General features: G+C 70.3%; 18 protein-coding genes and 1 pseudogene. 15 read left to right on the top strand and 4 right to left on the bottom strand.

What is annotated here, in order from left to right:
• Window positions 1-11: 11 nt before the first annotated feature.
• The 3 genes from OG519_RS01365 to OG519_RS01355 all read left to right on the top strand — a co-directional run bounded on the left by OG519_RS01365 (window position 12) and on the right by OG519_RS01355 (window position 3,780).
• Entirely contained in the window at window positions 12-1,001 is a 990-nt protein-coding gene (locus OG519_RS01365; RefSeq protein WP_405577577.1) for a carbohydrate ABC transporter permease, read from the top strand.
• Between the two features lie 128 nt (window positions 1,002-1,129).
• Entirely contained in the window at window positions 1,130-1,891 is a 762-nt protein-coding gene (locus OG519_RS01360) for a carbohydrate ABC transporter permease (protein WP_405592394.1), read from the top strand.
• Between the two features lie 68 nt (window positions 1,892-1,959).
• Window positions 1,960-3,780 carry an amylo-alpha-1,6-glucosidase gene (locus OG519_RS01355; RefSeq protein WP_405577575.1) on the top strand — a complete coding sequence of 607 codons (1,821 nt, stop codon included), beginning with the start codon at window positions 1,960-1,962 and terminating at the stop codon, window positions 3,778-3,780.
• A gap of 68 nt (window positions 3,781-3,848) precedes the next feature.
• Here the strand turns inward: OG519_RS01355 and OG519_RS01350 are convergent, their stop codons facing one another.
• From OG519_RS01350 to OG519_RS01335, 4 genes are all read right to left on the bottom strand, one after another.
• Window positions 3,849-5,219 carry a ricin-type beta-trefoil lectin domain protein gene (locus OG519_RS01350; protein WP_405577573.1) on the bottom strand — a complete coding sequence of 457 codons (1,371 nt, stop codon included), beginning with the start codon at window positions 5,217-5,219 and terminating at the stop codon, window positions 3,849-3,851.
• Window positions 5,220-5,297: 78 nt separating this feature from the next.
• The gene (locus OG519_RS01345; RefSeq protein WP_405577571.1) at window positions 5,298-6,431 is read right to left on the bottom strand and encodes a ricin-type beta-trefoil lectin domain protein; all 1,134 of its coding nucleotides are present in this window, start codon (window positions 6,429-6,431) and stop codon (window positions 5,298-5,300) included.
• 190 nt (window positions 6,432-6,621) lie between these two features.
• The gene (locus OG519_RS01340) at window positions 6,622-8,067 is read right to left on the bottom strand and encodes an arabinofuranosidase catalytic domain-containing protein (protein ID WP_405592392.1); all 1,446 of its coding nucleotides are present in this window, start codon (window positions 8,065-8,067) and stop codon (window positions 6,622-6,624) included.
• A 534-nt stretch (window positions 8,068-8,601) separates the two neighbouring features.
• Window positions 8,602-9,357 carry a FadR/GntR family transcriptional regulator gene (locus OG519_RS01335; protein WP_405592390.1) on the bottom strand — a complete coding sequence of 252 codons (756 nt, stop codon included), beginning with the start codon at window positions 9,355-9,357 and terminating at the stop codon, window positions 8,602-8,604.
• A gap of 466 nt (window positions 9,358-9,823) precedes the next feature.
• Here OG519_RS01335 and OG519_RS01330 point away from each other — a divergent pair.
• The 12 genes and pseudogenes from OG519_RS01330 to OG519_RS01275 form a co-directional block, all read left to right on the top strand.
• Window positions 9,824-10,630, top strand: a pseudogene (locus OG519_RS01330) (hypothetical protein); the annotation flags it as partial.
• Window positions 10,627-11,589 (top strand): amidohydrolase family protein, encoded by a 963-nt coding sequence (locus tag OG519_RS01325; protein WP_405577569.1) that lies wholly within the window; start codon window positions 10,627-10,629, stop codon window positions 11,587-11,589. The pseudogene OG519_RS01330 and the gene OG519_RS01325, both read left to right, overlap by 4 nt.
• Complete coding sequence (locus OG519_RS01320; RefSeq protein ID WP_405577567.1) at window positions 11,586-11,924, top strand: L-rhamnose mutarotase; 339 nt, start codon at window positions 11,586-11,588, stop codon at window positions 11,922-11,924. The genes OG519_RS01325 and OG519_RS01320 overlap by 4 nt, the downstream gene beginning before the upstream one ends.
• Entirely contained in the window at window positions 11,921-12,967 is a 1,047-nt protein-coding gene (locus tag OG519_RS01315) for a zinc-binding dehydrogenase (RefSeq protein WP_405577565.1), read from the top strand. The genes OG519_RS01320 and OG519_RS01315 overlap by 4 nt, the downstream gene beginning before the upstream one ends.
• A complete protein-coding gene (locus OG519_RS01310; RefSeq protein ID WP_405577563.1) occupies window positions 12,964-13,740 on the top strand; it encodes an SDR family oxidoreductase in 777 nt (258 codons plus the stop codon). The genes OG519_RS01315 and OG519_RS01310 overlap by 4 nt, the downstream gene beginning before the upstream one ends.
• A 90-nt stretch (window positions 13,741-13,830) precedes the next feature.
• Complete coding sequence (locus OG519_RS01305) at window positions 13,831-14,892, top strand: LacI family DNA-binding transcriptional regulator (RefSeq protein ID WP_405577561.1); 1,062 nt, start codon at window positions 13,831-13,833, stop codon at window positions 14,890-14,892.
• Between the two features lie 66 nt (window positions 14,893-14,958).
• Window positions 14,959-16,614, top strand: a complete 1,656-nt coding sequence (gene araB, locus OG519_RS01300) for a ribulokinase (RefSeq protein WP_405577559.1) — start codon at window positions 14,959-14,961, stop codon at window positions 16,612-16,614.
• Window positions 16,615-16,697: 83 nt separating this feature from the next.
• The gene (locus OG519_RS01295) at window positions 16,698-17,414 is read left to right on the top strand and encodes an L-ribulose-5-phosphate 4-epimerase (protein WP_405577557.1); all 717 of its coding nucleotides are present in this window, start codon (window positions 16,698-16,700) and stop codon (window positions 17,412-17,414) included.
• Window positions 17,411-18,916, top strand: a complete 1,506-nt coding sequence (gene araA, locus OG519_RS01290) for an L-arabinose isomerase (RefSeq protein WP_405577555.1) — start codon at window positions 17,411-17,413, stop codon at window positions 18,914-18,916. Before OG519_RS01295 ends, araA begins: the two co-directional genes overlap by 4 nt.
• Window positions 18,917-19,083: 167 nt before the next feature.
• Window positions 19,084-20,088, top strand: a complete 1,005-nt coding sequence (locus OG519_RS01285; protein WP_405592388.1) for an aldose epimerase family protein — start codon at window positions 19,084-19,086, stop codon at window positions 20,086-20,088.
• Window positions 20,089-20,568: 480 nt separating this feature from the next.
• Window positions 20,569-21,720: a substrate-binding domain-containing protein gene (locus OG519_RS01280; RefSeq protein WP_405577553.1), complete on the top strand. Its 1,152-nt coding sequence runs from the start codon at window positions 20,569-20,571 to the stop codon at window positions 21,718-21,720.
• Window positions 21,720-23,309 (top strand): sugar ABC transporter ATP-binding protein, encoded by a 1,590-nt coding sequence (locus OG519_RS01275; protein WP_405577551.1) that lies wholly within the window; start codon window positions 21,720-21,722, stop codon window positions 23,307-23,309. The genes OG519_RS01280 and OG519_RS01275 overlap by 1 nt, the downstream gene beginning before the upstream one ends.
• Window positions 23,310-23,365 lie beyond the last annotated feature (56 nt).

The following is a 23,365-nucleotide window of genomic DNA, read 5'->3' as shown; positions in this document are numbered from 1 at the left end:
CCGCGCCATCGATGAACAGCACCGCACCCATGCCGGACGCCCCCGCCGCGCCCGGCGGAACGGGACCGGGCGAGGCGGCTTCCCCGCCGGCCGGGGTGACAGGCCGGCGCCGCTACCGGCCGCGCTCGGGGCAGTGGGCCGCTTGGGGCTTTCTGGCCCCCGTGGTGATCTACCTCGGCGCCTTCTACGCCTACCCGCTGTACCGCAACCTCGACCTGTCGCTGCGCGACTACACCGTGCGCTCCTTCGTGCAGGGCAACGCGCCCTTCACCGGCTTGCAGAACTACCGGAAGGTCTTCGACGACCCGACCTTCATGCCCGCCCTCGCGCACACGGTGCTCTTCACGGGGCTCTCCCTCCTCTTCCAGTACGCCGTCGGGCTGGCGCTTGCGGTGTTCTTCACGCAGCACTTCCGGCTCTCGGCCACGCTGCGCGCCCTGTTCCTGGTTCCCTGGCTGCTGCCGCTGATCGTGTCGGCCTCGACCTGGTCGTGGATGCTCAACAGCGATTCCGGGATCAGCAACACGGCCCTCGGATGGGTGGGGATCGGGCCGGTGAACTGGCTGACCTCACCGTCGTGGTCGCTCGTCTCGGTGACCATCGCGAACATCTGGATCGGGATCCCCTTCAACCTGGTGCTGCTCTACAGCGGCCTCCAGGCGATTCCCGCGTCGCTGAACGAGGCGGCGGCCATCGACGGGGCAACCGCCTGGCAGCGCTTCTGGCGGGTGACCTTCCCGCTGCTGCGCCCGGTCTCCGCGATCACCCTGCTGCTGGGCCTCGTCTACACGCTGAAGGTCTTCGACATCATCTGGATCATGACCAAGGGCGGTCCCAGTGACTCCTCGACGACCTTCGCCACCTGGTCCTACCGGCTCGGCTTCGGCAACCTGCTGCCGGAATTCGGCCCCGGGGCCGCCGTGGGCAATCTCCTCGTGGTGATCGCCCTCGTCTTCGGCCTGGTGTACATCCGCACCCAGCGAAAGCAGGGCAACCTGTGAGCGCCCACGCCAGCGCCCAGGCCATCGCGCCCGTCCGGCCGTACCGCCCGGTGCCGGACCGCCGAGGCCGGCGGGGCAGGTGGGCGTCCCGGTGGAAGACGGCGCTGGGTCTGCTGCTCACCGCCCTGATGCTCTTCCCCGTGTACTGGATGGTGAACGTCTCCCTCACCCGCGACCAGGACATGCGCAAATCCCCGCCGGACCTCTTCCCGGTGCACATCACACTCAAGGGCTACCGAGAGGTGCTCGACCAGCAACTGCCGTACCTCGGCACCAGTCTGGCCATCGGGCTGGGGACGATCGCGGTCACGGTCCTCCTCGCCGCCCCCGCCGGATTCGCACTGGCGAAACTGCGGCCGCGCGGCGGAGGGCTCGTCAGCTTCCTGATGCTGGTGGCCCAGATGATCCCCGGGATCATCATGGCGATGGGCTTCTACGCCATCTACCTCAGCCTGGGTTTCCTGCACTCCGTTCCCGGCCTGATCGTCGCCGACTCCACCCTGGCCGTCCCCTTCGCCGTCCTCATCTTCACCGCGTTCATGTCCGGCATCCCCGCTGAGCTCCTGCAGGCCGCACGGGTGGACGGGGCCGGATCGCTACGCGTCTTCTGGTCCATCGTGCTCCCGATGAGCCGCAACGCGATCATCACCGTGTCGCTGTTCGCCTTCCTGTGGTCCTGGTCGGACTTCGTCTTCGCCAGCACGCTGGACAGCGGCGGCGCCCACCAGCCCATCACCCTGGGCATCTACCACTACATCGGGAACAACAACCAGGAGTGGAACGCCATCATGGCCACCGCGGTCGTGGCCTCACTGCCGGCCGCCGTCATTTTGGTCCTGGCCCAGCGCTACGTCGCCGCCGGCGTCACGGCCGGAGCCGTAAAAGACTGAGCACCATGCCCTGCCAGGCCGTCCCGTGGCTGAAACGCCGACATCCGAGAAGGATCGAGCTCCCGCCGATGACCGTCACCCCCGACAGCCGTGCCTTCGCCATTCAGGAGATACCGTTCAGCCGCCAGGGATCATGGTTCAACATCTCGCCGGTCACCGCTCAGCACAGCCGGGCACAGGACCTGCATCTGGTCTCCCACCAGAACGGGATGCACGCCGTGCTGCGCCTCGTGCCCGTCCACCCGGGGACCGGGGACCGGGCGGAGACCGGCTGGAAGGCGACACCCACCCTGCTCGCCTGGGAAACCGACGGCGGCCGGATCTCGCTGGTCTACGAAAGCGCCGACACCATCCGGCTGCGCGGTGAGCGGCTCGACCTCGACATCACGCCCGCGGACCGGGAACTGACGTCGTTCACCGGTACCTACCTTTACCGCGACCCTGTCGACGGGTCCTACCAGTTCACCTCGTACGAGACAGGCCGCCGCTACCGGATCACCCTCCTGTCGGGCGTGATCGCCGCCGCGGCGGGGCTCGAAGGGCTCGCCGGGACCGAGCGCCGGCTGGTCCTGTCCGGCTCGCCGGGCTGGGAAGCCGTCATCGAGGAGATCGACAGCGCGCGGCAGCCGTACACCGCTCCGGGGGACTTCGACGCCGCGGCGGTCTCGCACGCGCGGGCGTTCGGCGACTTCGCCGACGCCGTCGCTCCCCTTCCGGCCGCCACGGCGCCCGCCGCCGAACTGGCCGCCTACGTCCTGTGGTCGGCGACCGTGCGTCCGGCCGGCTTCCTGCGGCGTCCCGCCGTCCTGATGTCCAAGCACTGGATGGACAAGGTCTGGAGCTGGGACCACTGCTTCAACGCCCTCGCACTGGCGCCGGGCCGGCCGGACCTCGCATGGGACCAGTTCCAGATCCCGTTCGACCACCAGGACGAGACCGGAGCCCTGCCGGACTCCATCACCCACTCGGAGATCCTGTACAACTTCGTCAAGCCGCCCATCCACGGCTGGGCGCTGCGGAGGCTGCGCGAACGGCTGCCCCGTCCACCGGAGCCCGGCGAGCTGAGGCGGACCTACCGGTGCCTGGTGCGGTGGACCGACTTCTGGCTCCAGGCCCGCACCGCGCCCGAGGAGAGCCTGCCGCATTACCAGCACGGAAACGACAGCGGCTGGGACAACGCCACCACCTTCGACGGCCGGCGGGTGCTGATCACCCCCGACCTGGCGGCCTTCCTCATCCTCCAACTGGTGGAACTGGCCGCGCTGGCCGCGGATCTCGGCGAAGCGGAGGCCGCCGCCCGGCATCGGGGCACCGCGGACGCGCTCCAGGACGCGCTGCTCGCCGACCTGTGGTCCGGCGACCGGTTCCGCAGCCGCTCTCCCCGTTCCGCTGAGGCGTCCACCAGTCGCAGCCTGCTGGACCTCATGCCGATCGTGCTGGGCGAGCGGCTCCCGCGTGACGTCAGCGACCACCTCGCCGAGCGGATCTCCTCGCACCTGACCCCGCACGGCCTGGCGACCGAACACGTCGAGTCGCCGCACTACGATTCCGACGGCTACTGGCGCGGCCCCATCTGGGCCCCGGCCACCGTCCTCATCGAGGACGGCCTGCGCCGCAGCGGTCACACCGACCTCGCCGACGGGATCAGCCACCGATTCCGGGCCCTGTGCGAGAAGTCCGGCTTCGCCGAGAACTTCGACGCCCTCACCGGTGCGGGACTGCGCGATCGCGCCTACACCTGGACCGCCAGCAGCTATCTGCTGCTCGCCGACGACCACCACCGGCGCACCGCGCCTCCGGCGGGCGGTGCGCCGACTGCGGCGCACCGCCCGCCGGAGGGTTCACCACGCGGCCCTGACCCGGTGCCGTTCCGCCTTTCGCCGTCGTGACGGCGCTCGCGCGGCGGGCGCCGTCAGCCTGCCCGCGGATGGCCCGGATCAGGACCGCGCGCCGTGTGTCAGCTCCGCAGGGTCCACTGCTGGTTCGCTCCACCCGTGCAGTTCCACAGCTGGATCTTTGTGCCATTGGCGGTGCCCGCGCCATTGGCGTCGAGGCACAGTCCGGACTGCGCGCCGGTGACCGTACCGTTGGCGTTGACGTTCCACTGCTGGTTCGGCTGCCCGTTGCAGTCCCAGATCACCGCCGCGGTGCCGTTCGCGGTTCCCTGACCGCTGGCGTCCAGGCACTTGTTGCCGTAGACCATGAGCTGTTTGGCGGCCGTGTAGGTCCACCGCTGATTGGTGCCGCCGTTGCAGTCCCACAGTTCCGCCTGGGTACCGTTGGCCGTGGCGGAGTTGCTGATGTCGACGCAGCGGCCCGACGACTGCCCCACGATCTGCCCGTTGGTGGGCGGGGTGCTGGTGGGCGGGGTGCTGGTGGGCGGTGTGCTGGTGGGCGGTGTGCCGGACCCGAACTGGGTGAAGAAGCTCCACACCGCTCCCGAGGTCCAGGTGTGCCAGCCGTCCCCGGTCGATCCGTCGATGGGACCGGGGTCGTGGCCCGCTCCGTCGAACGCGGCCCAGACGACCGGGTACCCGGCCTTGCATCCCGAGTAGGCGGTGATGATGTGTGTCAGGCTGCCGTTGGCCGGCTCGGGCGGATTCTGCGGGGTGCACCCGTTGTTCCGGACGAATGTGTCGCGCAGCGCCCGTCCCGAGGCGATGGGCAGCACGTTGTCCCTGAGGCCGTGCAGTCCCATGTAGGCGATGGGCTGGGTGCCGCCGCTGCATCCGCTGAGGTTCGCGCCGGAGTAGACCGCGACCGCGCGGAAGACGGTCGCCCGCGCACACGCGAGGGCGTACGTCATCGCGCCGCCGTAGCTGAAGCCCGCGGAGAAGAGCTGTGTGGTGTCGACGCACAGCCCTGCTTCGATCTGCTTGATCATGTCGTCGACGAAGGTCACGTCCTGGCCACCGGAATTGGCCCAGCCGTTGCTGATGCCCTGGGGCGCGACGAAGATCGTGCTGTTGTTCTGGTTGTCCGCAAGTCGCCTGAGGCCGTAGTACGACCAGTTGTACCCGTCGGTTCCGCCCGAGTCGACGTCGTTCGCGGTGCCGCCCACCCAGTGGAATCCGAAGATCAGCCGGTAGGGGTGGCCGGTGTCGTAGTTGGCGGGGACCCGAAGGATGTAACTGCGGTTCTGGCCGCTGCTCTGGATGGTGTGCGTACCGCTGGCCAGCGTGGGGGCCTTGCCGCATCCGGCGGTCGCGGCGGCGGCGTTTGCCGGGGACGCGCTCGCGCTGCGACTGGCGCTCAGTACGGCACCGGCCGCGGTGACGACCAGTGCCATCGCGACCAGGATCGGCAGCAAGAGGGATTTGTACCTCATCCTGTGCTCTTTCCTTGTGGGGGGTGGGGGGAAGCGTCGGCTGACCGGTCGCATCCGCGCGGGCCGGCCGGCGCCGGCTCAGGAGATCGGCAGGGCGGTCCACTGCTGGTTGGCGCCGCCGTTGCAGTCCCACAGCACCAGTTGGGTGCCGTCGGTGGCCGATGAGTTCGGGTCGTCGAGACAGCGTCCGGAAGCCGGGTTGCGATAGCCGCCGTTGTACGCCTGCCACTGCTGGTTGGTGCCACCGTTGCAGGACCAGATCTCGATGCCGGTGTTGTTGGCGGTTCCGCGTCCGGTGACGTCGAGGCACTTGCCGAGCGCCCGCAGGGTGCCGTCGGAGTACGCCGACCAGGTTTGCGCGCTGGTGCCGTTGCAGGACCAGATCTGCGCGGCCGTGCCGTCGGCGCTGCTGCCGGAGTTGACGTTGAGGCACTTGCCGGCGATCCCGGACCGCACCTGACCGCTCGTCGAGGCGGGCGCCTTGATCCAGCCTGCCGCGTCCGCGGCCTGGACGCCGCTGTTGAAGGCGCCGGCCATCTTGCTGTAACCGTTGTCGTTGGGGTGCAGCGTGTCGGCCAGGTCGGCGGAGGTCAGGGCGCTCATGTCGACGAGGCGGACGTGCTTGCCGGCGGCCTGCTTGGCCTGGACGATGCCGGGGAGTTTGGCGTTGAAGGCCGGCCGGTAGGACTCTTCGGTGCCGCTGGTGGAGATGATCACGGTGCCGACCAGGACGGTCGCGTTGGGAACGTCGTTGGTGATCTGGTCGATGAGGGCGCTGAGCCGGTCCGTGGCGGTGGAGACCTGGTAGTTGCCGTTCAGGTCGTTGGTGCCGATCTCCAGGGTGACCACGTTGGGCTGGTAGCGGGCCATGACCGAGTCGGTGATCCCGGCGAGCTGGTCGATGCGCCAGCCGGAGTGACCCTCGTTGTCCGGGTCGGACATGGTGCCGTTGCGGCCCGACCCGACGAAGTCCTGGGAGTGTCCCTCGGCCGCCAGTTGGTTCCACAGAGCACTGCGGTAACCGTTGCCGGTGGAGCTGCCCACGCCCCAGGTGATCGAGTCGCCCAGCGGCATCAGCCGCAGGGTCGCGGGAGCCGTGGCGGCCGGCTCGGCTGGGGCGTGGACTTCGGCGGCCGCCGCGGTGGCCGGCAGCGCGGCCGCCACCAGCCCGGCCGTCAGCGCCGCGAGCAGCGGCGCCGGGTACTTCTTCATCGTTGGGTCCTCACTGGTGGGGGGCAGTGAATGGGGATGAGGGAGCCGGTCGCACGCCCGTCACTTCTGCGGCTCGCGGCCGATACCGGGGCCGCGGGGCAGCCAGTGCCCCGCGGCCCCGGTGCCCGGGGGCGTCCCCCGGGCTCGCGGTTGCGGTCCGCACCCGGCCGGGCGCGGTGGAGCGGTCAGATCAGCTCAGGTTCCACTGCTGGTTGGACTGCCCGTTGCAGGTCCACAGCTCGGCCAGGGTGCCGTTGGCGGTGGCGGCTCCGGTGACATCGAGGCACAGGCCCGACAAGGTGCTGCTGACGGTGCCGTTGGAGTTGAACTGCCACTGCTGGTTGCTGCCGCCGTTGCAGGGCCACGTCACCACCTTGGTGCCGGCGGTGGTCTGGTTGTTGTAGGCGTCCAGGCACAGCTGGGTGCTGCCGGAGTAGACGGTGAGCTGCCCGGAGGAGGTGCGGGTCCAGGTCTGGTTGGCCTGGCCGCTGCAGTCCCAGATCTGGAGCTGGGTGCCGGAGGTGGTGGAGGAGTTCGGCACGTCCAGGCACCTGCCCGCGCCCACGGCGTGCAGGGCGCCGGTGGTTCCCGTGCTGGTGCCGCCGGTTCCGTAGTTCATGGAGGTGATGTTGGCTTGGACGGTGTTCTCGGTGGCGTCCGTCGGGTAGCCGGAGGTCATGACGCCTTCGTAGAAGGTGCCCTGGGCGCCCTTGCTGTTGTCGCCGCCGGTGCCGAGGATGATGGCGCCCTGCTTCTTCATCGGGTTGTAGCCCGAGACGTTGGGCCGTACGCCGTCGTAGAAGGTGGAGAGGTTGCCGGACTGGGCGTTGCCGCCGCGGATGGCCCAGTGGTTGGGGCCGCCTTTGATGATGGCGGTGGTGTAGCGGTAGTTGATGGTGGGGTCGCCGGAGTTGAGGTGCTGGTTGACGCCGGAGAAGAGGCCGTTCTCAAGGTCGGCCATGATCCAGGGGCCGTTGCCGGAGCCGTAGCCCCAGACCTTGATGTTGCCGAAGTAGATGGCTTCCATGGTGCCGTTGCCGTCGTCGCGGCTGTCGGTTTCGGCGTTGCCGTAGTCGAAGCAGCAGCCGCCGTTGTAGTGGGTTCCGTCGAGGACGGCGTACATGCCTTCGGGGTTGTCGCCGGTGGCGATGCCGCTGGTGTGGTTGTTGCGGTAGCCGGTGCCGGGGGCGACGAAGACGCCGTAGGCTTTGTGGCCGGCGACGGTGGTGGGTGCGGCGGTGGCGCTGGCGAGGTTGTCCGGTCCGCCGGCGGCGCTGCCGGCGGGGGCCTGGGTGAGGTTGTTGCCGCGGCCGGACTGGTCGTAGATGACGGTGATGACGCAGGATGTGCCGGCGCAGAAGGAGTCCTGGGCGGCGGCGTTGGCGTAGCCGCCGGCGCTGAGCAGGCCGATGTTCTGGGTGGCGTTGTCCGAGGCGCGGCGTACCTGGTACAGCGAGCCGTTGTACGAGGCGTACAGTGCCCGCGTCGTGCTGTGCGCGGCCACACACGGGGTACCACCCGACGCGTAAATATCACACGGTCCCGAAGCGGCGGCACCGGCCGGGCCGGCCGTGACCGTGGCACCGACGAGCGCGCCCACCAGGAGCGTGCCGGCCGCGCCGGCGCGGGCGAACATCTTGAGCCGGTCCCTGGACGGTCGCGCCGGCGTACCGGCGGGCGCGTGCTCGGACACGACGTCCGAAGCGGTCGGGCGCCTCATCCAGTTCAGCAGCCGCTGTGCGCGACCGCCGCCCGGTGTCCGGTTGGACGGTGCACTTCTGCTTCGCATCTGGTCTCCCTGAGTTGGGGGCGCGACGGCGGTTCAGATGTGTTAGCGCTAACACGGACGAGGGAACCGGGCGCCGCGTTGCGGTGGGATTGCGGAGGGGTTTCGGTGGGAGACAGTCCTCCCAACTGCCTGGCGTGTCAAGGGTGTCGGACCCGGCGGCCGACCGGGTTCGACCGGGGGTGCCGTCTCACCTGCGAAGCAACCGGGCACGGTAGTCGCGACGGAATCAGGGTCGGCATATGCGGCCGGCCACTTCGGCGGTCGGCCGGGCCGCCGCCGGCCGTCATGGCCGCGGGCGGCGGACGATGTCAGCGCTCACCGGCATGCCGTCGGCCCGCGGTGGATCACCGCGGGCCGGGAGCCTGGCGCCATGCCGGTCGGTCAGCCGAAGACCCGGCGCTGAATCTCCCGCCGGTAGTCCTCCAGCGTCTTGTCCAGGTGGACGGTGGCGGCCTCGGCCGCGGCCTCGGCGTCACCGCCGCGGATCGCTTCGAAGATCGCCCTGTGCTCGGCCACGGCCTCGTCGGCGTGACCGCCGACCGTGCCGTGCAGGCCGATGATGCTGGACTGGTGCTGCAGCCGGCGGGCCTCGCGGACCGAGGCGACGAGGAACGGGTTGTGCGAAGCGGCCGCGATGCTCAGGTGGAAGTCGTCGTCGCCCCGGTCGAAGAGGTCGGGCTGCCCCGTCACATGCCCTTCCCGGCACGTATCGGCCGCGGCCTCGATGGCGCGCAGCTCGGCCGGGGTCGCCCGGGTGGCGGCCAGCCGGCTGGCGGCGGTCTCCTGCACCCTGCGGAACTCGAAGAGCGTATAGACATGATCGAGGTCGGTCGGAAGGAAGAAGCTCCCCCAGCGTAACGACCCCAGCATCCCCTCGTCGTCCGCGACGTACAGACCGCGGCCCTTCTGGGCGCGCACCCGGCCGATGGCCGAGAGGATCTTGACCGCCTCGCGTACCACGGTCCGGCTGGTCCCCAGGCGGGACGCCAGCTCGTTCTCCGTCGGCATGCGATCACCCGGCCGCAGCCCGGACTCCGCGATGAGCTGGAGGATCTGCTCGGCGATCAGTTCATAGCCGGGCCGGTACGATCCCGCGGGCTGCGTCTGCTGCTGTGCAGGGACGCCGTCCACCGCCAGTGCGGGCTTGCCGTCCAACGGCCCTCCCCATGTCCGCGGGTCATACCGAGCGGATGACCCCACCTTCGCTGTGGGGAGAGCATACAGCGATCTCCCATGACAGCAGAATGAGTACTACTTATGTGGGCGGGATGGTCGCGCAGATCATGGAAAGTACGGGTAAATAGTGACAGTTGTCATCTGCCTGAGGCAAAAGATCTTGGAAATAAGCATGCACATCCGTTGACTGCGCGCCGTCCAGCCGCGTCTTATGTGTGACCAAGACGCGGCGCCCCTCCCACCTGGTCGACGGCAAGGGGTGCGCCCTCTCGTCACCCCTGCCGGAGCCGTGATCCGCGGCCCGGCGGCAGCAGCCGTATCCATTGCCCACAGCCCGACGGGCACAGCAACGTAGCGAGGCGTACATGACAGCGAAGGTCCGCGCGGTCCGCACGAGACAACCACGGGAAGCCCGCAGACGCACCGGGGCTGGTTCGACTACAACCCGATGCTGATGGCCGTCCCGACCGCGCTGTGGCACCACTCCGCCTCGACCGCGGACCGTGAGCGGCTTGAGCGGCTGCGGTCCGCCAGCGGCTACGACTGGCGCACCGTCCGCCCGTTCCGCAGCAAGGAGGAAGCCGGCCACGAAGCGCCGTGGCTGGCCTTCCTCGCGGGCGACGACCCGGACTACCCCGAGCGGATCCTGGCCGCCGCGCAGGCCCAGGTGCGCCACCGCCTGACCCGGATGGAGCTCTACCGCGGCACGGACGTGCCCGAGGCGGACATCCACCTGTGGCAGCAGTCCAACCCGGTCGTCACCGAAGCACTGGTGCGGCTGACCTGGGGCGGCCCGCAAGTCGTCTACAACGGCGGTCTGCAGCAGGCCCGCGTCCGCTACTACGACGCCGATGCCCGCCGGCCCGGCCTTCCTCCGTCGGTGGCGGCGCTGGTCTCCGGCATCCACCCCGAGGGCACCGTCGTCGACCTGGTCAACCTCGACCCCGACACCGCGCGCTCGGTGATCATGCAGGCCGGGGCGTTCGCCGAGCACACCATCCTGACGGTGGAGTACACCGTGTGCGAGGACTCCGGCTGGGTCGGCGACCTCTACGACTACGGTCACCGCCGGCCCACCGTCACCTCCGCCGCACGCCAGGTCGACGCGCCCTGGCTGCGGGTGGACCTGCCGCGCTCCAGCAGGATCCGTCTGACGCTCCGACTCGACCGGCGCTCACGCACCCCCTCCTACCGGACACCGTTCGACGCGGCCCCGGACGAGGACGCCTCATGAGACCGCACGCGCCGGGCCACACCGGCGTCGAGGCCACCGACAGAGCCCTCGGGGCGCCGCCACCGGGCGCGGCCGACGGAGGCGGGCCGGTGATCGACTCGCACGTCCATTTCTGGGATCCGCGCCGTCTTGTCTACCCATGGCTCGCCGAAGCCCCGCCGCTGAACCGTCCGTTCACCGCCGACGACTTCGCGGCCGCTGTCCCGGAGCCGGTGGAAGCGGTCTTCGTCGAGGCGGGACGCGCCGACGACCAGGCCGGGCAGGAGCTTGAGTGGGTCCGGGCGATGGCGCGGACGCGGCCGTGGATCCGCGGGGCCGTGGTCCACGTGTCCCTGGCGGACATCCGGTCGGCCGCGTCCCGCGTCGCCCGCCACGCCGGGGACCCCTTCGTGGTCGGGGTGCGGCGCAACGCGCAGGACGAGCCGCCCGGTTACGTCAGCGGCCCCGAACTGCGTGCGGGCGTGCGCCTGCTGGGCGAGGCGGGGCTGCCCTTCGACGCCTGTGTGCGCGAGCACCAGCTGCCCGAGCTCGCCGAGTTGGCCGAGGCGTGTCCGCGGACCGTCATCGTCCTGGACCATCTGGGAAAGCCCGTCCCGGGGCGCCCCGGCAGCTCGTGGCGGCAGGCGGTGGCGCGGTTGGCGAGGTCGGGGAACGTCGTCTGCAAGCTGTCGGGGCTCGCCACCGAGGCCGCACCCGGCACCGAGCCCGCGGTGCTCGTCGCCCTGCTCCGTGAGGCGCTGGAGACCTTCGGCCCGGACCGCTGCCTGTACGGCGGCGACTGGCCGGTGATGACACTGGCCACGCGGTACGCGACCTGGCTCGAACTGGTCCGCGCCGCGCTCGCCGGCTTTCCCGCCGACGCGGCCGACGCCGTGCTGCGCGCCACCGCGATCCGTACCTACCGGCTGGACCGGGCGCTTCCCCCGGGCCGGCACCGAACACGAGAGGAACCGGCATGAGACGCATCGCCCAGACCATCCGACTGCGGCCCGACCACCGCGAGGAGTATCTGGCGTTGCACCGCGCGGTCTGGCCGGGTGTCGAGGCGACCCTGCGCGCCGCGAATGTTAGCAACTACACCATTTTTCTTCGCGGAGACACGCTCTTCAGCTATTTCGAGTACCACGGCGAGGACTTCGCCACCGACATGGCCGCCATCGGTGCGGACCCGGCGACGCGCCGCTGGTGGGAGCTGACCGACCCGTGCCAGGAACCGTGGCCCGACAGCGGGACCGGCGGCCGCTGGTCCGACCTGGCAGAAATCTGGCATCTGACCGAGGAGCTGAACCCGTGAACGCACGACGCGTCACCTACACCGAGGCCCGGACCCTGGTGGTCGACGCTGCCGAGAAAACGCCGCCCGCACCGGGCCAGGTCCGCGTGGAGGTCGCCTACACCGGGATCTGCGGCACCGACCTGCACGTCTATCACGGTGCCATGGACACCCGGGTCGGCCCCCGGGCCGTCATCGGGCACGAGATGTCCGGCCGGATCGCCGAGATCGGGCCGGACGTGACGGGATGGCGGCCCGGCGACCACGTCACCGTCATGCCGCTTTCGTGGTGCGGCACATGCCCGGCCTGCCGGGCCGGGCACACCCACATCTGCCACCATCTGGTCTTCCTCGGGCTCGACGCGCCCGGCTCCCTGCAGACGAGCTGGACGGTTCCGGCCGACACCCTGGTCCGGCTTCCGCCGGATCTGCGGCTCGATCACGCCGCGCTGGTCGAACCCACCGCGGTGGCGGTGCACGATGTGCGCCGGGCCGAACTGCGCCCGGGTGAGAAGGTCCTCGTAGTGGGCGGCGGCCCGATCGGGCTGCTCATCGCCGTCGTCGCGAGCCGGGCGGAAGCCGATGTGCTGCTGGTGGAGCCCGATCCCTACCGCCGGTCGGTCGCCGGAGAGCTGGGGCTGGCGCACGTCGCACCGGACGCCGGGGAATTCGGCGAAGCCGTCGCGCGGTGGTCCGACGACGCCGGCGCGGCCGTCGCCTTCGAGGTCTCGGGCGCCGCCGCCGGGGTGACCACGGCGGTCGACTCGCTGGCCACGCGCGGGCGGCTGATCCAGGTGGCGATCCACCCGGCGCCCAGAGAGGTCAACCTGCACCGGTTCTTCTGGCGCGAACTCACCTTGATCGGCGCCCGCTTGTACGACCGTGCGGACTTCGAGGCCGCGGTGCGGCTGATCACCGAAGGCGCCATCCCGGCCACCGCGCTCATCTCGCGGATCGAACCGCTCGAGCGGGCGGCTGCCGCCTTCGAGGCGCTGGAGTCCGGCGCGGGTGTGATGAAGGTGCTCATTGACTGCGGCGCCGTGGGAGAGGGGGAGGCCCGATGAGCACGACGCGTCGAGCGGCCTTCGATCTGAGCGGAAAGCTCGCGGTGGTGACAGGGGGTCGCCGCGGGATCGGTCTGGCCATGGCCGAGGCCCTGGCGGCGGCTGGTGCGGACATCGTGGCGGTCAGCGCGAACCTGGAGGCGTCCGGCAGCCAGGTGGAGCAGCGGGTGACCGCGCTCGGCCGGACCTGCCTGACGATGCGGACCGACTTCGCCGACCGCGCGGCCGTCGCGGACCTGGCCACGCGACTCGGCGCACTGGACCGCCCGGTGGACATCCTGGTCAACAACGCCGGCACCATCGCCCGCGCCCCGGCCGCCGAGCACTCCGACGACGCCTGGGACCAGGTGCTGTCGGTGAACCTCAGCAGCCAGTTCACCCTCACCCGTGAGGTGGGCCGGGGCATGCTGGAACGCGGCCACGGCAAGATCATCTTCACCGCGTCCCTGCTCAGCTTCCAGGGCGGTATCAACGTCCCCGGCTACACCGCCGCGAAGTCCGGCCTCGCCGGCCTGACCAGGGCACTGGCCAACGAATGGGCCGGACGGGGGATCAACGTCAACGCGATCGTGCCCGGTTACGTGGCGACCGACAACACCCAGGCGCTGCGCGACGACCCGGACCGGTACTCCGCGATCCTGGACCGCATCCCGGCCGGACGCTGGGCCGTACCGGAGGACTTCGGCGGGATCACGGTCTTCCTGGCCTCGTCCGCGTCCGACTACGTGCACGGGGCGCTGATTCCGGTGGACGGCGGCTGGCTCGGCCGCTGACCTCCGGTGTCCCGGGCCGAGCTTGTGTCCCGGCCTTGACGAGCATGCCTGTGAACGCTAACAATGGGCTGCATCACGGATCGGAGAACCATGTCGCAGACCACGGAGGGCGCCGGCCCTCGCCGGGCCCCCACCATGGCCGATGTAGCCCAGGTCGCGGGGGTCTCGCATCAGACCGTGTCCCGGGTGCTCAGCAACCATCCGAACGTACGCGACACGACACGGGCCGAGGTGCAGCGGGCGATCGAGGAGCTGGGCTACCGGCGCAACTCCTCGGCCCGCGCACTGGTCACCCGGCGCACCCTCACCCTTGGGGTGGTGGCGTGCAATCCGACCCTGTTCGGTCCGGCGAGCATGCTGTTCGGCTTGGAGGAGGCGGCCCGCGACGAGGGGTACATGGTCTCCGCGGTCACGCTGCGCCGGTACACCGCCAGGGCGCTCGCCGACGCGATCGACCACCTCAGCGACTGGGGGGTGGAGGGGATCGTGGTGATGGTCCCGCAGCGCGCCGCCGTCGCCGCGCTGGCCGAATTGCGCCTGCCCTTCCCGGTGGTGACGGTCGAAGGCGGGCACTCCCTGCCGATACCCGGGGTGTCGGTGGATCAGGAACTGGGCGCCCGCCTGGTCACGGGGCACCTGCTGGGCGCCGGGCACCGTACGGTCTGGCACGTGGCGGGACCGCCGGACTGGCTGGAGGCCGGAGCCCGGGTGAGCGGCTGGCGGGCCACGCTGGAGGAAGCCGGCGCGGAGGTGCCGCCGCCGCTGGTGGGGGACTGGACCCCGCTGTCCGGTTACCGGGCCGGGCAGGAACTGGCCGGCCGGGTGGCGGCGAGCGGGGCCCGGCGCCGTTCGCCGGACGTGTCCGCGGTTTTCGTGGCCAACGATCAGATGGCGCTCGGTGTCATGCGGGCCTTCCGGGAGGCCGGTCTGACGGTGCCGGGGCAGGTGGCCATCGCCGGATTCGACGACATCCCGGAAGCTGAGTTCTTCGCGCCGCCGCTGACCACGGTCCGGCAGGACTTCACCGCTGTGGGGCAGGCGAGCATCCGTCTGCTGGTCAGCCGGCTGGAGTCCGGCGGGACACTGCCCAACGACGAGCGTGTGGTGATCGATCCCCGCCTGATTGTCCGCAGCAGTACCACTCCCACCTGATACGCACCCGCGCGCGAGGAGGTTCCGGTGACCGGCCGGGACCTTCCGGCATATCTGGAGACACCCATGACAACCGATATCCCCGCCGTCACCGTCGGGGTCGACTTCGGAACCCTGTCCGGCCGTGCACTCGTCGTCGCCGTCGAGGACGGCCGGGAACTGGGCAGCGCGGTGCACGAGTACAGCCATGCCGTAGTGGACCGCGCCCTGCCCGGCGGCGTTGAGCTGGCGCCGGACTGGGCGCTGCAGATCCCGCAGGACTGGCGCGACGTGCTGCGCTTCGCCGTACCGCAGGCCCTGGCCGCGGCCGGGGTGCGGCCCGCGCAGGTGATCGGCGTCGCCACCGACTTCACCGCCTGCACGGTGCTGCCCACCACCTGGGACGGCACCCCGCTGAGCGAACTTCCGGCGTTCGCCGACCGCCCGCACGCTTACCCCAAGCTGTGGCGGCACCACGCCGCGCAGCCCGAGGCCGATCTGATCGTCGAGCGGGCCGAGGAGTCGGGCCAGAGCTGGCTGAGCCGTTACGGCGGCCGGATCTCCAGTGAGTGGCAGTACGCCAAGGCGCTGCAGGTGCTCCGTGAGGACCCCGGGGTGTATGCCGCCGCCGACCGCTGGATCGAGGCGGCCGACTGGATCGTGTGGCAGTTGACGGGAGCGGAGAACCGCAACCTGTGCACGGCCGGGTACAAGGGCATTCACCAGGACGGCCGCTACCCCGACTCCGACTACCTGGCCTCGCTGCACCCGGACTTCGCCGGTTTCACCGCCAAGCTCGACCACCCGCTGTCCCAGCTCGGCGCCGTGGCCGGCAAGCTCACCGCGGCGGCCGCCGAACTGACCGGCCTGCGCGAGGGCACGGTGGTGGCGGTCGGCAACGTCGACGCCCACGTCACCGGCGCCGCCGCCGGGGCGCTCGACCCCGGCCACATGCTGGCCATCATGGGCACCTCCACCTGCCACATCATGAACTCCGACGTCCTGGCGGATGTGCCCGGCATGTGCGGGGTGGTCCGGGACGGCATCGTGCCGGGACTGTGGGGTTACGAGGCCGGCCAGAGCGGCGTCGGCGACATCCTCGCCTGGGCGGTACGGACGACCACCCCCTACGAGTACGCGGCGGAGGCGCGGCGGCGCGGGATCTCCGCGCACGAACTGCTCACCGAGCGGGCCGCCGCGCAGCCCGTGGGGGGGCACGGGCTGATGGCGCTGGACTGGCACAGCGGCAACCGCTCGGTGCTCGTCGACAGCCACCTGTCCGGTCTGCTCGTCGGCCTGACCCTGGACACCCGGCCCGAGGACGTCTACCGGGCGCTGATCGAGGCCACCGCCTACGGCACGCGCACGATCGTCGACGCGTTCACGGCGGCCGGAGTGCCGGTCACCGAGTTCACGGCGGCCGGGGGCCTGCTGAAGAACCGTTTCCTGATGCAGACCTACAGCGATGTGCTGAACCGGCCGGTCAATGTGCTCGCCTCCGAGCAGGGCCCGGCGCTGGGTGCCGCGATCCACGCGGCGGTCGCCGCCGGCGCCTACGCCGACATCCGTGCCGCCTCCGCGGCGATGGGCCGTCTGGAGCGCCATGCCTACGTTCCGGACCCGGCCCGTGCCGCCGCCTATGAGCGCCTCTACGCCGAGTACCGCACCCTGCACGACTACTTCGGCCGCGGCACCAACTCCGTGATGCACCGCCTGCGAGCCACTCGGACTCTGCGGTCGTAGTCCGGAGCGTCCCGCACGTCACCTTCAGACTGTTAGCGCTCACTATCGAGCGTTGGCCCTCACCCCCCTCCGAGGTCGCCTTCATGAGTCCTAATCCCACGTCGCCGACGTCCTCTGCCGCGGTGGCATCGCTGCGGCAGCAGGTCAGCGGTCTGCACCAGGAGCTCGTCCGGAACCAACTGGTGGTCTGGACGGCCGGAAACGTGTCCGGCCGGGTCCCCGGCCGCGACCTGTTCGTCATCAAGCCCAGCGGCGTCGACTACGAGCGCCTGGCCCCCAGCAGCATGATCGTCTGCGACTTCGACGGCCGGGTGGTGGAGGGCGAGCTGGCCCCGTCGTCCGACACCGCCGCGCACGCCTACGTCTACCGCCACCTGCCCGAGGTCGGCGGGGTGGTGCACACCCACTCGACCTATGCCAGTGCGTGGGCGGTACGCGGCGAGGCGGTGCCGTGCGTGCTGACCGCCATGGCCGACGAGTTCGGCGCGGAGATACCGGTCGGGCCGTTCGCGCTGATCGGTGACGACTCCATCGGCCGGGGCATCGTGGAAACACTCAAAGATCACCGCTCACCGGCGGTGCTGATGCGCAACCACGGTGTGTTCACCATCGGCAAGGATGCCCGCGCGGCGGTGAAGGCCGCGGTGATGTGCGAGGACGTGGCCCGTACCGTGCACATCTCCCGGCAGCTCGGTGATCCGCTGCCCATCGATCAGGCCGATATCGACCGGCTGTACGAGCGTTACCAGAACGTCTACGGCCAGTCCGTAGCCACGACCGACCCGGGAGCCAGCCGATGACCGCCTCAAATCGTCCCGAGGTGTGGTTCCTCACCGGGAGCCAAGGTCTGTACGGGGAGGAGACGCTGGCGCAGGTCGCCGGGCAGTCCCGCCGGATCCAGGAGCGGCTCGGGGCGGCACCCGGCGCGCCGGCGGATCTGGTGTGGAAGCCGGTTCTCACCGACTCGGCCGCGATCATGGCCACGGTACTGGCGGCGAACGCCGATCCGTCGTGCATCGGCCTGATCGCCTGGATGCACACCTTCTCCCCGGCGAAGATGTGGATCGCCGGGCTGGACCTGCTGCGCAAGCCGCTGTTGCACCTGCACACTCAAGCGGACGTCGAACTGCCGTGGTCCACCATCGACATGGACTTCATGAACCTCAACCAGGCGGCGCACGGCGACCGCGAGTTCGGGTACATCCAGTCCCGGCTGCGGGTGAGCCGCAAAACGGTGGCCGGGCACGTCTCGAATCCTGACGTCGTGGCACGGATCCACGCCTGGATGCGCGCCGCGCTCGGCCACAACGCCCTGCGCCGACTGCGGCTGGCCCGATTCGGCGACAACATGCGCGACGTGGCGGTCACCGAAGGGGACAAGGTCGAGGCACAACTGCGCTTCGGGGTCTCGGTCAACACCTACGGGGTCAACGAACTCGTCGAGGCGGTGAACGCCGCCGATGAGACGGCGGTCGGCGAACTCGTCGATGAATACGCGCACGCCTACCGGCTGGTATCCGAACTCACCACCGGTGGCGAGCGGCACGAGTCCCTGCGCTATGCCGCCCGTGTCGAACTGGGCCTGCGCGCCTTCCTGACCGAGGGCGGATTCGGCGCCTTCACCACCAACTTCGAGGATCTGGGCGGACTGCGGCAACTGCCCGGACTGGCGGTACAGCGCCTGATGGCCGACGGCTACGGATTCGGCGGCGAGGGTGACTGGAAAACCTCCGCGCTGCTCCACACTCTCAAGGCCATGAGCGCGGGCCTGCCGGGCGGCACGTCCTTCATGGAGGACTACACCTACAACCTCGTCCCCGGCAGCGAACTGATCCTGGGCGCGCACATGCTGGAGGTGTGCCCCTCCATCGCCGGACACCAACCGTCCTGCGAGATCCACCCGCTGGGCATCGGCGGACGCGAGGACCCGGTCCGCCTCGTCTTCGACGCCCGCCCGGGCCCGGCCGTGGTCGTCGGGCTGGCCGACATGGGCGACCGCTTCCGCCTGGTGGCCAACCAGATCGAGGTGGTGGAGCCGGTCGAACCGCTGCCGAAGCTTCCCGTGGCCCGAGCGGTGTGGCGCCCTGCTCCCGATCTGCGCACCTCCACCGAGGCATGGCTGACCGCGGGCGGCCCCCACCACACGGTGCTCTCCTCCGCGATCGGCGCGGAAGAACTCGCCGACCTGGCCGACATGCTGGGCACCGAGCTGCTGCTCATCGACGACAGCACCACCGTCCGGCAGTTCACCAAGGAGATCCGCTGGAATCAGGCGTACTACCGCCTGGCAGCGGGCCTGTGAAGAGCCCGCAGACCCCCGGCGGACCGGGATCAGGGGCACCCGGCTCCCCCCGGCCGGCCCGGTCCGGCGGCCGGCCTCCCACCCCTGCCGTGGGGAGCGTGATGCCCACCGTTTCACGCTCGGTCGCGGGAACCCTGCCCGACGGCCGCACGGTACACCGATGGCGGATGGCCGTGCCCGGGCGAATCATCGCCGACACGCTGACCCTCGGCGCGAGCCTGCACTCCGTCCGGTGCCCCGACGCGGAAGGGCACTTCGCCGATGTGGTGCTCAGCCCTCCCCAGTTGGCCGACAAGCTGGGCAGCGCGCGGTACTTCGGCGCCACCATCGGCCGGTACGCCAACCGCATAGCGCGCGGCCGGCTGCCCACCGAGCACGGCACCGTGCACCTCACCGCCAACGAGCGAGGCAACACCCTGCACGGTGGGCCGGAAGGCTTCGACGCGCGCCTGTGGTCCGCCCGGCCGACCAGAGCCGGCCATCGGGCCGGCGTGGAATTCGAGCTCATCAGCCCGGACGGGGATCAGGGTTTTCCCGGTACCTTGCGGACCACGGTGACCTATACCGTGGACGACGCCGGTGAACTGCGGATCGACTACGCCGCCACCTGCGACCGGCTGACCGCGGTGAATCTCACCAACCACACCTACTGGAATCTCGCGGGCGGCGCCGACGACACCGTCCTCGACCACGATCTGCGGGTGGCCGCTGACCACTACACGCCCGTGGACGCCGAGCTCATCCCGCTGCCCGGGCCACCGCGTCCGGTCCGCGGCACGGCGTTCGACCTGACCGAGCCACGCCGGCTCCGGGACGTAGTGGACACCGCCGACGAACAGATACGGCTGGCCGGCGGCGGCTACGACCACAACTGGGTGCTGCGCCGGTCCGGGCACGACGCTCCCGAACTCGCGGCCGTCCTGAGACATTCCGGCAGCGGCCGCCGGCTGGAGTGCCTCACCACCGAACCCGGCCTGCAGATCTACACCGGCAACCTCTTCTCCGGTGACAGCGATCCCTCGGTCTTCTCACCGGTCCGGCACGGCGGAGTGGCGATCGAGACGCAGCACTTTCCCGACTCGCCGCGGCGATCCGACTACCCGGCCACGTGGCTCCCGCCCGGCGTCGGCTACCGGTCCACAACCGTCTTCCGGTTCAGCACCGAGACGTGAGGGGTGATGCCGCACGGCCGGGCGGGTGCGGGCCGCAGGGCGGGTAACCGGCCGCTCCGCGGGGGGAGTTGCGGGTGGCTGCGCGACGGCCACGGTCACCCGCTCCATGGCCGGGGCCGGTGTGGTTGCGTTCGTGACACGGATGACTTTTCTTCCGTGTAACGTCTTGACGCCGGAGCAGTGAACGCTAACATTTCTGCCAAGCGACAAGGCGGGACGCGGGCGAAGATGTCTGTGACGTTTCATCAGAGAAGAAGCTCCGGCCCGCAGGCCAGGTGAGGGGCTTCCCATCTGTGCGACGGCGATATCGGCGTGAGTCGTTCCGGCTTCGAGGCCGTCGGTGAGGGAGGGTCCGTTGATCTTCCCCGTGGATCTTGCGGTATGTGCGCACATGTCGGACGCGCACTCGATGCCTCAGAGACGATCTGATGTGTGTGAGCGCTAACAGAGGCCATGGGTCCTCGGAACGGGATAGTGATCATGGGTGATACGCGGTCCGGAAGCAGAAGAGGCCGTCTCGGCGCCGCCGCGATGCTGGTGGTGTTGATCGTCGGTGCGAGCGCCTGCAGCAAGAGCGGGGCGGGCAGCGGCTCGTCGTCCGACACCGGGGGCACGTCGACCGCGACGACCGCGACAGCGATCCAGGGTGATATCGCCTTCAATGACGCCAACCTGGCGAAGATAGACACGGCGCTGAAGGCCGCGCTGGCCGGCAAGGATCTGTCGAAGCTCGACCAGGCCATGGTGGTCAACGTCGCGGTCGACTACTGGAACGCCGGCAAGATCGGTTTCAAGAAGGGCCTGGCCGACCTCGGCGTCAAGGGCACCTACCAGGCCCCCGCCAACGGGCGCCTGGACCAGCAGTTGTCCATCATCCAGACGCTGCGCGGCCAGGGGATCACCGGCCTGAGCGTCTCGGCGATCGACCCGACGGCGATCAAGGCGCCGATCGCCTCGGCCAACGGCGCGGGCATCCCGGTCCTGGCGATCGACTCGCCGCTGCCCAAGGAGGACGGCGCCGCGCTCTACCTCGGCACGCCCAACTACCAGGCGGGCCAGAAGGCCGGCGAGGCGATGAAGCAGGCGCTCGGCGACAAGGGCCAGGTGGTGGTGCTGGTCGGGTCGCTGACCACCTCCAACGCGGTGGAGCGTATCCAGGGCTTCGAGGACACCCTGAAGGGCACCGGCATCAAGGTGGTCCAGAAGCTCAGCGACGGCATGGACGCCTCCAAGGCGCTCACCAACGCGCAGACCGCGATCCAGACCAACCCGAACATCAACGGCCTGTACGGGGTCTACTCCTACGACGGCCCGTCGGCCGGCCAGGCGGTGCAGGCGGCCGGCAAGTCCGGCCGAGTGAAGATCATCTCCGATGACAGCGACCCGCAGACGCTGAAGTTCATCCAGTCGGGAGTCATCCAGGCCACCGTCGTCCAGCAGCCGTACCAGCAGGGCTACACCGGCGCGTACCTGCTCACCGCCTTCAAGGTGCTCGGCAAGGAGGCGACGTTGAAGATCGTGCAGCCCTACCTGGAGTCCGACGGCACCACGCTGTCGTCCGGCGTCGGCCTGGTGACCGGCGGCAACCTCACCGACTACCAGGCCAAGCTCAAGGATCTGGGAATCGGCTGATGAATCCGTCCACCGACACCGGCCCCGCAGCCGCCGGCGCGATCCCCGGCGACCACGCGGTCTCCCTGCTGGACGTCAGCAAGTCCTACGGGCCGGTCAAGGTGCTGGACATCCCCCGGCTCGATCTGGCACGCGGACAGATCGCCGCCGTGGTGGGGGAGAACGGTGCCGGAAAGTCCACCCTGATGGGTGTGCTGTCCGGCACCGTGACCCCGACGACCGGAACCATCGAGATCGCCGGCGAAGCCTTGCAGCCCGGACGCCCGGATCACGCCCGGCACCTGGGCGTCGCCCTCGTGGCACAGGAATTCCCGCTCGTCGGGCAGTTGAGCGTGGCGGAGAACCTCCTGCTGGGCCGGCGCCCCACCGGAACCGGCCCGAGCGTGCTGCGACGCGTGGTCTTCGACAAGGGCGGTATCCGGGCGGAGGCGCGGCGCCTGCTGTCCGAGGTCGGCGTCACGGGCGTCGACGTCGACCGCCCCGTGGAACGCTTCCCGGTGCCGGTGCGGCAGATGATCGAGATAGCCAAGGCGTGGGGCCACCGTCCGGTCGTGCTGATCCTGGACGAGCCGACGTCCTCGCTCGGGCCGGTCGAGGCCGAACGGGTCCTGAAGCTGGCCCGTCAGCACGCCGCCGCCGGAGGAGCGGTGCTCTTCATCGGGCATCGTCTGGACGAGGTGCGGGCCGTCGCCGACCGGGTGATCGTGCTGCGCAGCGGCAGACTGGTGGCCGATCTCGGGCCCGCCGAGGCCACCGAGGAGCGGATGATCCGCGAAATGGTCGGGGCCGACCTCGCCCGGGCCGACCTCGCGCCCCCGCCGTCGGTGGAGCGCGCGACGACGCTGTCGGTCCGCGGCCTGACCGCCGACGGCCTCGGCCCGGTCGATCTGGACGTCAAGGCGGGGGAGATCGTCGGGGTGGCCGGGCTGATGGGGTCCGGGCGCAGTCGGCTGCTCCACACGGTCATGGGCGCGCAGCCCCGCACCGGCGGCAGCGTCACCTTCGAGGGAGCCGACTTCCGTCCGCGCCATCCCGCCGACGCCGTCGAGGCGGGCGTGGGGATGGTGCCCGAGGACCGCAAGGTGCAGTCGCTGCTGCCCGCGCACTCCGTACGCTGGAACGTCACCCTCACCACGCTGCGGCGGATCAGCACCCGCGGTGTGCTCCGGCCCAGGGCCGACAAGAACCACGCGGCCCGCATCGTCAAGGATCTCGGGGTCCGGCTGCACAGCCAGGAGCAGTTGATCAGCGACCTGTCCGGCGGCAATCAGCAGAAGGCCGTCTTCGGCCGCTGGCTGGCCGCCGATCCCAAGCTGCTGCTGCTGGACGAGCCCACCCGCGGCGTCGATGTCGGCGCCAAGGCGGAGATCTACGGTCTCATCGACGCGGCGGCCGAGAAAGGCCTGGCGGTGCTGGTCGCCTCCTCCGAACTGGAGGAGCTGATGTGGATCTGCCATCGCATCGTGGTGATGGCGCACGGCCGGGTGGTGGCGGACATCGCCCGGGACGGATTCGGCAAGGAAGCGATCATGACCGCGGCAGCCGGGACGCAGTCCGGGCCCGGCACGCGAGGGAAGGCGAGCGCATGACAATCACAGGCTCCCGGCTTGCGGCCACCGCAAGCGGCACCACCGTCGGGAAGGTG

This window comes from Streptomyces sp. NBC_01190, assembly GCF_045039895.1.
Lineage (GTDB): Bacteria > Actinomycetota > Actinomycetes > Streptomycetales > Streptomycetaceae > Actinacidiphila.
The sequence above is the reverse complement of the archived record's forward strand: the minus strand, read 5'-3'. Positions and strand labels throughout refer to the sequence as shown.

Coding starts and splice junctions, on each gene's coding strand:
- OG519_RS01365 (WP_405577577.1), top strand. CDS start 12: ATGAACAGCACCGCACCCATGCCGGACGCCCCCGCCGCGCCCGGCGGA.
- OG519_RS01360 (WP_405592394.1), top strand. CDS start 1,130: ATGCTCTTCCCCGTGTACTGGATGGTGAACGTCTCCCTCACCCGCGAC.
- OG519_RS01355 (WP_405577575.1), top strand. CDS start 1,960: ATGACCGTCACCCCCGACAGCCGTGCCTTCGCCATTCAGGAGATACCG.
- OG519_RS01350 (WP_405577573.1), bottom strand. CDS start 5,219: ATGAGGTACAAATCCCTCTTGCTGCCGATCCTGGTCGCGATGGCACTG.
- OG519_RS01345 (WP_405577571.1), bottom strand. CDS start 6,431: ATGAAGAAGTACCCGGCGCCGCTGCTCGCGGCGCTGACGGCCGGGCTG.
- OG519_RS01340 (WP_405592392.1), bottom strand. CDS start 8,067: ATGTTCGCCCGCGCCGGCGCGGCCGGCACGCTCCTGGTGGGCGCGCTC.
- OG519_RS01325 (WP_405577569.1), top strand. CDS start 10,627: ATGAGACCGCACGCGCCGGGCCACACCGGCGTCGAGGCCACCGACAGA.
- OG519_RS01320 (WP_405577567.1), top strand. CDS start 11,586: ATGAGACGCATCGCCCAGACCATCCGACTGCGGCCCGACCACCGCGAG.
- OG519_RS01310 (WP_405577563.1), top strand. CDS start 12,964: ATGAGCACGACGCGTCGAGCGGCCTTCGATCTGAGCGGAAAGCTCGCG.
- OG519_RS01305 (WP_405577561.1), top strand. CDS start 13,831: ATGTCGCAGACCACGGAGGGCGCCGGCCCTCGCCGGGCCCCCACCATG.
- araB (WP_405577559.1), top strand. CDS start 14,959: ATGACAACCGATATCCCCGCCGTCACCGTCGGGGTCGACTTCGGAACC.
- OG519_RS01295 (WP_405577557.1), top strand. CDS start 16,698: ATGAGTCCTAATCCCACGTCGCCGACGTCCTCTGCCGCGGTGGCATCG.
- araA (WP_405577555.1), top strand. CDS start 17,411: ATGACCGCCTCAAATCGTCCCGAGGTGTGGTTCCTCACCGGGAGCCAA.
- OG519_RS01285 (WP_405592388.1), top strand. CDS start 19,084: ATGGCCGTGCCCGGGCGAATCATCGCCGACACGCTGACCCTCGGCGCG.
- OG519_RS01280 (WP_405577553.1), top strand. CDS start 20,569: ATGGGTGATACGCGGTCCGGAAGCAGAAGAGGCCGTCTCGGCGCCGCC.
- OG519_RS01275 (WP_405577551.1), top strand. CDS start 21,720: ATGAATCCGTCCACCGACACCGGCCCCGCAGCCGCCGGCGCGATCCCC.